General features: G+C 67.4%; 14 protein-coding genes and 1 pseudogene. 8 read left to right on the forward strand and 7 right to left on the reverse strand.

All coding sequences use genetic code 11. The features are described 5' to 3' along the window. Positions 1 to 161: pseudogene (locus MKL20_RS23220) on the forward strand (EAL domain-containing protein); the annotation flags it as partial. 549 nt (positions 162 to 710) lie between these two features. On the opposite strand, the gene MKL20_RS23225 reads toward MKL20_RS23220, so the two are convergent. From MKL20_RS23225 to MKL20_RS23250, 6 genes are all read right to left on the reverse strand, one after another. Beyond that, positions 711 to 1868 (reverse strand): hypothetical protein, encoded by a 1158-nt coding sequence (locus MKL20_RS23225; RefSeq protein WP_244038652.1) that lies wholly within the window; start codon positions 1866 to 1868, stop codon positions 711 to 713. Between the two features lie 344 nt (positions 1869 to 2212). Further along, positions 2213 to 4396 (reverse strand): hypothetical protein, encoded by a 2184-nt coding sequence (locus MKL20_RS23230; protein WP_244038653.1) that lies wholly within the window; start codon positions 4394 to 4396, stop codon positions 2213 to 2215. Beyond that, positions 4396 to 6261 carry a hypothetical protein gene (locus tag MKL20_RS23235; RefSeq protein ID WP_243966056.1) on the reverse strand — a complete coding sequence of 622 codons (1866 nt, stop codon included), beginning with the start codon at positions 6259 to 6261 and terminating at the stop codon, positions 4396 to 4398. Before MKL20_RS23235 ends, MKL20_RS23230 begins: the two co-directional genes overlap by 1 nt. Before the next feature lie 37 nt (positions 6262 to 6298). Next, positions 6299 to 6577, reverse strand: a complete 279-nt coding sequence (locus tag MKL20_RS23240; RefSeq protein WP_243966057.1) for a hypothetical protein — start codon at positions 6575 to 6577, stop codon at positions 6299 to 6301. Continuing rightward, a complete protein-coding gene (locus MKL20_RS23245) occupies positions 6577 to 7293 on the reverse strand; it encodes a hypothetical protein (protein ID WP_243966059.1) in 717 nt (238 codons plus the stop codon). The genes MKL20_RS23240 and MKL20_RS23245 overlap by 1 nt, the downstream gene beginning before the upstream one ends. 296 nt (positions 7294 to 7589) lie before the next feature. Beyond that, positions 7590 to 8174 (reverse strand): hypothetical protein, encoded by a 585-nt coding sequence (locus tag MKL20_RS23250; RefSeq protein WP_243966060.1) that lies wholly within the window; start codon positions 8172 to 8174, stop codon positions 7590 to 7592. Positions 8175 to 8442: 268 nt separating this feature from the next. On the opposite strand from MKL20_RS23250, the gene MKL20_RS23255 reads away from it, so the two are divergent. The 6 genes from MKL20_RS23255 (at position 8443) to MKL20_RS23280 (ending at position 10149) form a co-directional block, all read left to right on the forward strand. Then, positions 8443 to 8610: a hypothetical protein gene (locus MKL20_RS23255; RefSeq protein WP_243966062.1), complete on the forward strand. Its 168-nt coding sequence runs from the start codon at positions 8443 to 8445 to the stop codon at positions 8608 to 8610. A 134-nt stretch (positions 8611 to 8744) separates the two neighbouring features. After that, positions 8745 to 8930: a hypothetical protein gene (locus tag MKL20_RS23260; protein ID WP_243966064.1), complete on the forward strand. Its 186-nt coding sequence runs from the start codon at positions 8745 to 8747 to the stop codon at positions 8928 to 8930. Beyond that, entirely contained in the window at positions 8927 to 9154 is a 228-nt protein-coding gene (locus MKL20_RS23265; protein ID WP_243966066.1) for a hypothetical protein, read from the forward strand. The genes MKL20_RS23260 and MKL20_RS23265 overlap by 4 nt, the downstream gene beginning before the upstream one ends. Further along, positions 9151 to 9429 (forward strand): hypothetical protein, encoded by a 279-nt coding sequence (locus MKL20_RS23270; protein WP_243966068.1) that lies wholly within the window; start codon positions 9151 to 9153, stop codon positions 9427 to 9429. Before MKL20_RS23265 ends, MKL20_RS23270 begins: the two co-directional genes overlap by 4 nt. 1 nt (position 9430) lies before the next feature. Next, entirely contained in the window at positions 9431 to 9691 is a 261-nt protein-coding gene (locus MKL20_RS23275) for a hypothetical protein (protein WP_243966070.1), read from the forward strand. Then, positions 9688 to 10149 (forward strand): hypothetical protein, encoded by a 462-nt coding sequence (locus MKL20_RS23280; protein WP_243966072.1) that lies wholly within the window; start codon positions 9688 to 9690, stop codon positions 10147 to 10149. The genes MKL20_RS23275 and MKL20_RS23280 overlap by 4 nt, the downstream gene beginning before the upstream one ends. Before the next feature lie 55 nt (positions 10150 to 10204). On the opposite strand, the gene MKL20_RS23285 is transcribed toward MKL20_RS23280, so the two are convergent. Then, the gene (locus MKL20_RS23285) at positions 10205 to 10855 is read right to left on the reverse strand and encodes a hypothetical protein (protein WP_243966073.1); all 651 of its coding nucleotides are present in this window, start codon (positions 10853 to 10855) and stop codon (positions 10205 to 10207) included. 404 nt (positions 10856 to 11259) lie between these two features. Here MKL20_RS23285 and MKL20_RS23290 point away from each other — a divergent pair, with 404 nt between their 5' ends. Further along, entirely contained in the window at positions 11260 to 11781 is a 522-nt protein-coding gene (locus MKL20_RS23290; RefSeq protein WP_243966074.1) for a MucR family transcriptional regulator, read from the forward strand. The last annotated feature ends 133 nt before the right edge of the window (positions 11782 to 11914 follow it).

The following is an 11914-nucleotide window of genomic DNA, read 5'->3' on the forward strand; positions in this document are numbered from 1 at the left end:
TCGAGACGGAAGCGGAGCTGACCGCCCTGCGTGCAGCCGGGATCCAGCTGTTCCAGGGCTACCTCTTCGCCAAGCCCGCGGTGGCCAGCCTGCCCGCGGTCCGTTTCCCCGCCTCCTCCGCCTTGTCGACAGAAGCTCTCGCTCAATCCTATGTCGCCTAACGGCGGCTAATAGGCCCAAGGCCATCTCACCTCGACATCTGCCCGCGCCCCCCCGAGCGCATACCCGCTCAGCACGGCCAGACCTACGATCCGCAAAGGAGCCGCCCGCACCTTCAGTGCGTATGGTGTGATACCCCTCCTGCTACCGTGCTTCTTACCGTAGCGCTGCCGTCGGCTACCGCCCCTTGCCGCACGCTACCGTTCCACGGCCGTGTACAGCCGTCGTCCTGCTGCCTCGGCGTCATCCCTAAACCGAAGCCGATCGAAGCAACACGCAGCAGACCGAAGCGGCGCCGATGCTCTCGGACGTTCGCGCTTGTTCGGAAACGCTCGAAAATATTCTCTGCACACCTGTGCACCCTGGGGTGCGGACCAGCTTGCCCGGCACAATCCGTGACTACGGGTGCCTTGGTCTGTAGGCGGAATAACCCCGCCTCTGCGCCCCTGTTCGGTCCCGGTTCGGCACCGGTCGTGGCTGCCTCATGGGACCTCGTTACTCGACACGGCGGCCGCCATCTTGGACCCCGTGCTCGAGAAGCACGATCAAACCTACGATCCCCGCGCCGGGCCTCTCACCCCGGCATTCCGCAGCATCCCGTAGAACTTGCCCGGGTCGAACATGGCCCGCGCCTGCTGCAGCGAGATCGGCCGGCCGCCCGGCGCCTCACCCCCAGCCATTCCGCCGGCCTTCTGTCCCTGACCCTGTTTTTGCTGCCCGCCGGCGATGCTCTTCAGAGCGTTGCTGATCTGAGCGTACTGGTTGCTGGCCTGGTCGGGCTGCGCCGCCGGATCCGAGGAGAACCCGCCCGGCATCGGCATCGTCGTGAGCGGCTGTGCGGAGAGGGACGCAGCATCCGGTGTCGGCGATGTCTGCCCCGGGACTGCCGAGCCCTGTCCGACGATGCCGCCGAGCCCGAATGCCCCTTGCGTGGCCGTCGCGCCCATCGAGCCGCCACGAGGAGCCGCGACCCCGGGAAGGGCCTGCCCGCCGCCGAAGCTGTTGGCGTAGGCCTGCGTGGTCGCCAGCCGCGCCGTGTTCTCACCGCCCGGTCGATTATAGCCCGCGAACTTCCACGCGTCCGCCATCAGGCGGTGCGCCTCGTCGGCACTTCCAGAATTCTGCAGGGCCTGGATCAGCGCCGGGTTCTCGGCCAACGTGAACTTCGCCTGCGCCACCACCGGATCGGCCGCGCCCTGTGTGAACGCCTTCATGTTGGCGAGGCGGTCGGCGCGCCACGACAGGATGCCGCCAGACTGGCCGGCTTGCCCGCTCTCGCTCGGGTCGGACCACGATCCGGTGATGTTCGAGGGCGAATACCGGCTCTCGTGCTGGGCGTAGGCCGCCACCGCGCCCAGGCCGTTCGGATTGGTCAGGCCGCCCTGCTGTAGGGTCGAGATGAACCGGCCGCGGATGTCGTTCGGATCGGGCGTCGCTGCCTCGGCGCTGTTCGGGCCGAGCATGGACAGCAGTCCCGTACCGGCCGCCTGCGCGCCAGGCTGCACCACGGGCGTCGGTGCCCCGGTCGGCGGGGTCGGTGGCGTGAAGCCCGAGTAACCCGGCGGGGTGGCTGCCGGCACGTCCTGGCCCATGCCACCCTGACCCTGCGCGGCCTGCTGTTGTTGCAGCCAGTCCTGCAGAGCCGGGCTCAGCGGGTTCTGATCGTCGCCCGCCGCGAAGGAGGGCAGAGAGCCGAAGCCGGTCGTCATGCAGAATGCCCCATAGCTGCGAAATCCGGCCCGCTGGCGAGCGCGGCGGGAATGCAGGTATTGTCGTCCGGTTTCAGGTCAGCGCCAGCCCTGAGCCAAATCTGACGGACTGGTCGGCTATCGACAGAATGACGGGTCGGGGCCACATTCCAGGGCATGCCCCGCTGGCTCGAAATCCTGCTGACCCTGGTGCTGTTCTCGGCCGGCATGGCCGTGTTGTCCTGGGCCGTGAACGCGAGCGTGCCGAGCTTCGATGCTTGGCTGGTTGCGCAGGCAGGAGAAGGGGGCGCCTGGGCTCTATTCCTCGCCATCATGGCTATCTGCGCTTTCTTCGCTTGGAGGGGTCATCGCCCTGTGAAGGGCAGCGCCGGTAAAGTCCGCGGGAGGTAGCCCCGCGCCCGATCGTTCTGAGAGATCGCTCCAGCCTGAGCGCCGACACGGGCAGCATCGCCGTAGGCGCCGACCTGCCGCATCATCGCCCCGCGCCGTTCGATAGCCGCGAGAAGCGCGTCGAGGGCGTCGCCACCCTGCATCGTCACCGCCCGCGCAAGCTGCTCGTTGCGAGCGAGGTCCGCCTGTCGGCCGGCAGCGCTGGCTGCGAGCTTCAGGCCGCCCATCCCTGCCTTGGTCGCCAGGGCGCTCGCTCCTGCGTCGGCGCCGCCCAGGATCGTCGCCAGCCCAGGCAGCACGTCGGTCGAGCCCGCCGACACCTCCCGCGGGGCGATATCCCGTGCTGCTGCAGCCCGCTGCGCAGTCTGGCTGCCGCGCACCACGTCGTTGTAGGTCCGATCGAAAGCGGCTTCCCGATCAACCGCATTGGCGAGGCGCTGGGTCGGCTCATCGCCAAACACCGTCGCCATCCGGGCGCGGTTGTAGTCGCCCTCGCCCATCAGGTCGCGGCGCAGGGCGATCCGGTCGTTGAGTTGCGTCCCGAGGTGCCGGTCGATCTCGGCCCGCAGCCCTGTGCGCTGCATGAACTGCTCCATCGGAGACATCGCCGCCGTGTCGGCCGCGAGCTGCCCGGGGCGGACCGCATCACGACCGCCGTTGAGGAGCGTCTGACCCTGCTCAAAGGCGTCACGGCCGGCGAAGTACTGCTGGGCTGTCCGGTTCGCATCGCGATAGCCCGGCACCTGGGTTTCGAGGGCATCATTCAGCGCGCCGCGGACCTGGCCGAGCCGGTTGACCGTGCTGGCCGCTGCCGAGCCCATCTGGCCCTGCGCCTGAGCCATAGCAGCGTCCAGCGCCTCCTTGGCGTTGTGCAACGCTTCCGGCCGACGATCCGGGATCATGGCGCGTCCGACACCGGGCACGTCGCCGTCTTGGTGCAGGAGCGCCCATGCCCGATCGAGGGCGTCGGCCGCTGGCCCCTTCTCCTGGCTCCGGAGATCGCGGACCATCCCAAGGACGTTGCTGGTGTCGACCTGAACGGGCTGGCCGGTCGCCTCGCGGTAGAGGGGCGGCACGACCTGGTCGTAGCTCTGCTGCCGGGCAGCACGCACCGTGGCGGGCTCGACGGCGGGGCCGAGCGCCTGATCGACATCACCACGGATCCGGGCGTTCGCGCCGGTGGCCCGTGTCTCCAGCGGGTTCACGATCGCGGTGCGGGTGGCGGGCTCGACTGCGAGCCCCTGTGCCCGGCCGACGAAACTCGGCGAGGCATCCATCAGCATGGCGGGCTGGCCGAGATCTGCGAGCCGAGCGCGGACTATATCGGCGCCACCGGAGGCGGCCACGTCGTCGGCGAGCTTCCCAGCGGCGGCCGAGCCGAACCCAGCCGTGGGGGCGAGGCGTTCGGCAGCGAACTCTCCAGCCTTACGCACGCCAGCGCCGACGCCGGCGCCGAGAAGGGGGGCGCCGAGGCCGAGGGCAGCCCCCGTGAAACCGCCGCGCCGGGTTTCCCCCAAATCCCCGCCACTGCGCACCGCCGCATCGGCGGAGCCGAGCGCACCGCCTGAAACCGTAGACGCCAGCAGCCGCGCCGGTAGCGCCGCCTCGCCCGCGCCGAACAGAGCCGGTGCCGCCATGATCATGGGGGCGGTCCCGATCACGCCGCCCGCCACACCGCCGACCGTGCTGGCGACGGGGTGCGCCGCTTTGGCACCCGCGTCGTAATCCTGGATGCGCTTGAGCTCGTCCGAGTAGGTTGTCCCATCACGATACGAGCGAATACCGGCAGCGACGCGGTCGCTGGCACCCGTCATCATCGGCCCGACCACGGGGATGCTATCCATGGCGCTGCTGGCCGCGGCGTAGAGGCCGGTCGGCACGCCCGCACCCTGCTTCCGCAGGTCCTCGCTGCTCGGCATGTCAGGCAGGCCGCCCTCGACGTAGGGGGCAGCCGCAGCAGCCTTTGCCGCTGCAATCTGCTGCGCCTGGCTCGGTTCAGGTGCTGGGCGCGCCTGCTGAACCTTGAACGCCGCATAGGCGTCAGGGTCGAACGCCTCAATGGGGGCCGCCTGAGCGCCGACGGTCTGAGCTTTGTAGGCCGCGAAGGCCTCGGGATCGAACGCCTCGATCTCAGCCATCAGAACCCCTCCTGCGACATGCGAGCGTGAGCGTCGGCTGCGGACAGCCCGCCCTGCCGGAGCTGCTGGTAGCGGGCGGCCGGATCGACAGTCTTCGACGGCCGGTCCTGAGCTTGCTGCCCGAGCTTGGGCGGGGTCGGGGCCTCTGGCAGGTAGGTCGCCCGGTCGGGGTCGACGCCATACTTGGTCGCGAGGTCGCGATAGCGTTCTGCCACGCCCTGCGCGGTGTTCCTGGCGCCGTTGTAGATAGAGGTGGCCTGGCCGAGGAAGTCCTGGCGCTGGCCATCCGTGAGGATCTGGCCGTTCCGCAGCTTCTCGTAGGCGCTCCACACTCGGTCGGGGACGCCGGCTGTCTTGCGGGCCGTCTCGTACTCACCCTCACGGACCACGGAGGACGGATCCAGCATTTTCATAAATCCGAAAATCAGGCCCATGTCCGACGCGGGCGAGACAGCTTTCGGGTCGTCCTGGCGGATCTTCGTCGCGGAGATGATCCGGTTGTAGCCGTCGTGCACGTCCGAGAAGCTGCCGAGCTGCTTGGAGAACTCGCCGCGCAGCTTGGTCTCGGTGTCGAACCCGTCAGGCTTGGCGGACGGCGCACTCACGATCGGCTTCAACGTTACCGGGTCGTACAGGGTCGCCCCCGGGCGCAGCTCGCGCGGCGCGGCCGGCACGGCCGTGACCGGCTTCCCCTCCTCGTCGTAGCGGGTCTGCCCGGGGCTGAGCGTGTACGAGCCGTCCCGACCTGCAGCCGCGAGCTTCGCCTTCATCTCAGGGTCGGCTTCGCTGCCGGGAATGTATTCGTAGCCCTGACCGTCCGCGCACATCCGGTAGTTGGCCGGCGGTTGCACGTTGAGACCAGTGAGACCTCCCGTGAGCACTGACGATGGGCTGGCTGCAGCCAACGCTTGCAGCTCTGGCGAACCGCCACGGCTCTTGACGAAGTTCCGGGCGGCGGCCTGCTGCTGCATGTCTTGCTGCATCTTGTACAACTCAAGCTGCTGCTTCACGTCGCCCATGCGGCTCTGCTGGTAGCCCTGCAGGCCCACACCGATACCTGCACCAAGGCCGCGCTGCGTCAGAAGGCCGATGCCGAGGTTCAGCATCAGGTTCGAGAAGTCAGGGTTGTTCACACCCTGAACGAACCGCTCCATGACGCCGGGCTGACCACCAGTGCCACCAGCCTGACCAGACGCTGCGGCCGCACCTGACGGGGAAACCGCGCCCTGCGGCGCCCCGAGTGGGCGCGGCTGGCCGGCGGTGATCTGACCGCTCAGCGGATCGAACTGGCCGGGATCCGGGGGCGCCGTCTGCGAAGGATCAGCGAACCGGCCGCTCGGGGGCATTCCGGCCGACCGGGGCCCGACCGCTGGAGCATCGGGGCGATATGCAGATGAGGCGACCGTCTGTGCCGGCAATGCACCGGGGTTCGTGCCCGCCACCACGGGCTCGGTGGCGGGCAAGGCCGCGAGGTCGGCATCCGAGGGGCGCTGCGGCGGGGTCGGCACCATCCGCGAGCCCATCGGATCGGCAGTGCCCGTGAAGCCTCCGGGGCCACCACCCATACCGGCGCGATTGAACAGAAGCTGATCGGGCGAACCCGGCTGCTGCCCAGCGCCCGGCATGCGCATGCCCATCTGCTCCTCGAGCCGACGAGTATCGCCCTCGGTCATCGCGACCTGTGGGCCGCCCCGGTCCGGGATCGCGCCCGTGGACTGCGGGTCGGCCTGACCGAGCAGGCTGCCCGGCGCTTGGGGTGCCGCAGGCTGCCCCTGCTGCTGTAAGGCCGCCATGACCTGTGCCTGCTGATCAGGGGTCAAATCGGCGAATGCGGGGAGAGCCCCGAAGGAGAGACCGGCGCTCATCGGTGCGTCCGTAGGTTCGAGGAAGAGGTGCGAGCGGTCATGCCGACCCCGCGCTGCTTAAGAGGGCGCCGTAGCGCTCGGCCTCGTTGCTGGCCTGACGATCGAGCTGGCCCAGCGCGCTGAACAGGCCGCACAGATCCGGGATCGGGCCACCGTTCTCCAAGTTGCTCGCAGCAAGGCCGGCGATGCCCTGAATGGCTCGGAACAGGGTGGCGAGTTCGGTCCGGCAGGCGAGCGTCCGCATCTCCAGGTCGGTTAGGCCCGACAGGTCGGCGGTGGTGTCGTGCGGGATGGCGGGTCGGGCAGCCTCGATCATCAGGCGGCCCTCGGAATGGCGACGCTCAGCCGACCGTCAGGGGCAGCGGCGGGTGAGCGCGCTACATCGGCGGTGCCAACCAAACCGATGGAGCAGAAGTAATGAGTGTGCATGGGTCGGTCGAAGTCGATCCCCAAATTCTGTCCGGACCGTTGTTCCACCTGTGCGGACCGATCCTTCAGCCTGGCGCCGTCATCTTGCCTGGCAATTACGGTCGTGTTCTTGCTCGCTTCGGATGGCTGCACGCCATGAGTGTACGCGAACATGCGCTGGAAGAATGGCGCAGAGTGAACGCGCACGAGAAGGCTTCGCGGCTTCGAAGCTGCTACGTCTTCCTTTCGAAGGATGATGCGCTCGCCTTCCGAGGCCAGGTAATACCCGGTGGGCAAGCTCAAGGCTTCGAGGCGCACTTGCTGTACTTGGTGCGACTGTGTGAACCCGAGAAACCTCACCACCTCACGCACTATGATTTTGTAGGACCGTTTGGCCCTCCGGGCTTTTGGCCAGAGATTTATTGGCGTCCGGTTAGACCCATGGCGGGCATGACCGCCGACGTAGAACAGCTGCGGACGCACGCCATGCGCGCCGCCGGCCGCGGCGGTTCCGGCATGGAGCTGCTGACTGAGTCGGCGCTCGTCGTCGAGCACCGTTTTGACGATCTGTAGGCGCACGTCACAATCTGGCGTGCCGCCCGGCGACCGGCCGTCGCCCGACATCACGCTGCCACCAGCATCAGAGCGGACGGAGCAGTAGGCGGAGGCGCCCGAGGCGGATCTTCAGGCGCGATGATCGAAGCAACTGCCCGGCGCACCAAGGCGCTGGCCGTGGTGCCCTCACGACGCGCTGCGCCGTGGAGCGCCGCATGAAGCTCGCGGTCAGTCCGGACGATCAGAATGGTGTCGAGGTTGAGCGGTCGCACGGGCGCCTCCCTTTCCATGACTTGGAAAGTAGAGGATCGCGCGCGGATGTATATACGAAGATTAGAGCCGGTTCGTCTTCCCAGTCTTCTGAGTTATGCTGCGTCAGTGCCAACCAAATATTTCAGCAGCTTGGCCTTCTCTGCATCAGCATCGCGCTCGGAATTCTCAGTCGCCCCTAATTCCGCAGCACGCTGGCTAAGCCAGCCCTCGACGGCGGGATTGTCCTGCGACGCGGCGAGGAGGCGGCCATACAACGTCCCGGTCTCCTGGGCTTTCTTGAGGTCAGCCAGCGCGATCCCCGAGCCCTCGATATTGAGCGGGTGCTTGAGGAAGATCGTGTCCATCACGGCCTCGACCCCGGCGCGGAACGCCATGCGGGCGAAGACATCGTTCTTCCAGCTCTTGTTCAAGTAGGCCATCGCGGCGCCGACAGCAGTCGTCATGTTGCGGAACATCGACTCCGTGTCCCCGTCGATCATTTTTCCGATCGGGTTCTTCTTCAGCGCGTCCTCTATCTTGTCCAACATGAACGTGTGTTCGAGGCGCGCTTCAATCTCTTGAGAAACTGAACGCCCGCTCAGTCGGGCCGCCTCCTCAAGGCGGTTCTTCCCCTCCAGCGTCGTCCGGAACCCCATCGCGTGGCGGCGGCCCTCGGTCTCCGGCAGCTTTGCGGGCATCAGCCCCTCCTGTCGTCTGCGTCGCTTCCTGTCTCCCCTGTACGGCTACTCCAACGACGCCACGCCCGTCAATGACGTTTCATCACACGAGTGAAACGGTATATCTGGACGTACCGTTACAAATATGCGAACAAATACGCGAGACGGATGTCGACGGAGCTACCCCATGCAGGCATGCGAGAGCGCAGCGGCTGAAACCAAGGCGAGCGCAGAGGCGCCCCGCCGGGCCGCGGGCGATGTTTTTTCCAGGATCCGAGAGGGGAAGAACGTGCGCGTCGCCCCGCTCGCGGAAGCGATCGGCATGAGCCGCGGTGGGCTCTACGGCGCCATCGAGTCGGGGGACGTGGAGGCGGTGAAGATCGGCCGCGCCGTGTTCGTCCCGGCGCACGTCGCTGGTCGGCTGCTCGGCATGAAGCTCGACGCCGTCGCCGCCTAACGAAAAACCGCCGGCCCCGAAAATCAGGACCGACGGCGGATCGTGTAATCAGCGTCTTGACACCGCTGTAGATATGCGATCCGGCGCTCAGCGCCAAGGGTTTTCAGGCCGGCACCTCAACAGCAGGTGTCACCATGAAGTCGAAGACCAACAACAGATCGATCGCCATCCGGCCGACAGAGGCCGTACCCGACCCCGCCGTGCTGCAGGCCGACGTCGAGCAGCGCCTGGCCTTCCGGTTCGGCGTGTCCTTGCCCGTCGCGGCGGTTCTCTCCAGCCTTGCCGGGATCGGTCCCCAGACCCGGGAGGCGCGCCGATGAACGCGCCCGCCCCCATCTCTCCCACGACCGGCCTCGTGTTCGACGCGGTGGCCGAAGCCGCCAGCATCGCCGAGGCCTATGCCCGGAACGCGGTCGAGTTCGCCCTGATCCGGGACGCCCGCGGCGCGGCCTACAGCCTGAACTGCGCGGCCAAGGCACTCGCGTCTGCCGCCTCGACCGCCCAGGCGCTCCGGCCCGCTCCCCAAAACGGGGGAGCGGTATGAGCAGCACCCGTATCCTCACCCCCGCCCCAGGCGCGCTCGCGTGCTTCAACTGCACAGCGTGGCGCCCCTGGGGAGATATGGGCGTCAGCTACGAGATGCCCGGTGGCCGCACGGTGGTAGGCCGGCGGCCGTCCGGGCAGTGCCGAGCCAGCGTCCCGACGATCGATCCCGACGCGATCGGGTCCGAAAACGCGACGTGGCCCGTGGTCGGCGCCGACGACTGGTGCCGCCAGTTCGAGCCCGCCCGATCCGGCGAGCGCGGGGATGCGGCCTAACATGCATCGCCTCATCAAACCTCCACGCAAAGCCAAGGCCTGCGCCTGGTGCCAGCACTTCGCCCAGACCAGCACCGCCTACGTCCACGGTGGCCGCGGGATCCTCGGCGCGATCGGCGAACAGCCCCGCGGCGACTGCCGCGCCAAGCCTCCGCGCCGGGACAAGAAGACTGGCGACGCCCTGTGGCCCGACGTGCTGGGCAACGACTGGTGCAGCGCGTTCGCCCGCCCCGAAACCGTGAAGCGCGGGGAGGCGGCTTGAGCAAAGTCGTCGCCTTTCCCAGCCCGCTCTCGACCCGCAAGACACCTATCGCCGTCGAAGTGATCGTGGCCCCGCAGGTCGACTTCTGGGTGGCGTGGCTGCGCCTCCCGACTGGGTATTTCACCGCCCTGGAGCGGACGCCCGACGAGCAGCACGCCATGTCGGACGCCCGCGCCTACGCCAAGCGCTACGGCATCCCCGTGACTTGGCGGGACACGCCGCTCGCCGTCGGGCTGGCCGAGCCGATCCCCAACCGACCCGGCGAAATCAGCATCTGGCCTGACGACGAGGGCGGCGGCTGCTGGCGGATCGACCACACGTCCGCCTCCGGTGACTGCGGCGCACTCGTCGGAACCGCCTTCTCGCTCGGTGAGGCCGTGCAGATCGCCCGCGATGCCGCGGTGCGCCTCGGGGCGACCTTCGAAGATCCTTCTCATCATTTCGGAGGTGCAGCATGACGGCGCACGCCTTTCCGTCCGAGACCGACCTGCGCCTCGCCCTGCGTGAGAACGGCTACCACCCGGTGCCGGTCTCCAGCCCAAGCATGAATATCGCATCGGCCGGCAAGCGCCCGGTCACATTGCCCACGATCGCCTGTCCGCCCTGGTAGACGTGGACGTGCTCGACCCGCACCGTCTGCTCGCCGCCGCGGCGCAACTTCGCCAGCGCCTCGACCTGTTGGGTATAGGTGCGCATCAGCTTGTTCGCGAGATTGCCCATGGTTTCCGCGACCTCGGGGTTATCCGTCTGGCAGGCTTTGCCGAGCGCTTGCATCGCGGCCTGGTGCGTCGTCGCCATCTGCACCGCCAGCATCCCCTCGATCTCGTTCTCGGGTCGAACTGCCTCCACGGCCGACAACATGCTGTTGGTGGCGCTCTCGGCCGTATCGGGCAGGCCGAACGCCACGCGCGTCAGGTGCCGGAGCTGTGTCTGCCCGAAGCTGACCGAAGCCCCGCCCGAGGCATCGTTCACCCGCACCGCCCAGCCGCTGTGGTCGGAGTGCGCCGGGCCGACCCTTGGGGTGTCATCCTCGTCCCGGGTCATCTTCACCGACACCGGCCGGCGCCGGGCCGTGTACCGCCGCAGGGAGTTGAGAGCGAGCACCTGCTCCTCGGTGGACGGATCGGGTCGCGTCTCGACCACGGCGGATTTTGATTGTTTCATGTTCCGCTTCCCCGTTAGCCGACCCGCATTATCACCGACCCGTCGCTAGGATCGACAGCCTCAACCCGAGGGCCTCCTAGGCCGATCGACCCTACAACGTCATCCAAGGCGCGATTGCAGGCTGCTGCGAGCGCATCGCTGGATGTGGTCGGCATGACGAGTAGGAGGCTGCGTACCAAGACGGACACAACGGTCACGCGCATGGTTGGGTGAAAGGGCGCTCCATCCCGATCGCGTTCAAAGGCAGTTACGACGTTGTCAGCGATCAGGGTGGCGAACCGTTCAAGGTCGAGGCTCGGCATCATCTCGAAGGTGCCTACGCTGAAAGATTTCTTTCAAGGTAACGTATTGCGTTTCGCAGCGCGACAACAGATTGTGCTGTCTTACTCAAAATCAGGTGCACCGTGGACCAAACCGTAGAGACCATCGAGGCTCCAGCCATCGATTTCATTGAACTGACGGCGGGCCTTGTCTCAGCCTACGTCTCGAACAATCACCTGCAACCGAGCGAGATCGCGACCCTGATCGCCAACACGCACGCTGCGTTGGCTGGGCTCAGCGAGGGGGCTGCTCCTGAGGCTCCGGCGGCCGAGAAGCTCACCCCCGCCCAGATCCGGAAGTCGATCACACACGAGGCGCTGATCAGCTTCATCGACGGCAAGCCGTACAAGACCCTGAAGCGCCACCTCAGCGGCAACGGCATGACGATTGAGGAGTACCGGGAGCGCTACGGGCTACCGCGCGACTACCCGTCTACGGCCGCCAGCTACTCCGAGAAGCGCTCGGCGCTCGCCAAGAGCCTCGGCCTCGGAAACAACCGCCGGAAGGCGGCTCCGAAGGCCGCTGAGCCGTCAGAGACCGTCTCAGACAAGCCGAAGCGCGCTGCTGGGCGGCCGCGGAAGGCGAAGGCAAGCGCTGAGGCCTAAGGAGAGAGCGTAAATCCGGCTCCTATCTTGGTCTTGAAACTGCGCAGGTACAGGGGCTCGACCGGCGGCGATAATCATAGCCGCCGGCTGACCCCTGAGCGTGGCTTAGGGTGTGAGCATCGGCACAGCCTCC

Origin of the sequence: Methylobacterium sp. E-066, from assembly GCF_022829635.1 — a bacterium.
GTDB lineage: Bacteria > Pseudomonadota > Alphaproteobacteria > Rhizobiales > Beijerinckiaceae > Methylobacterium.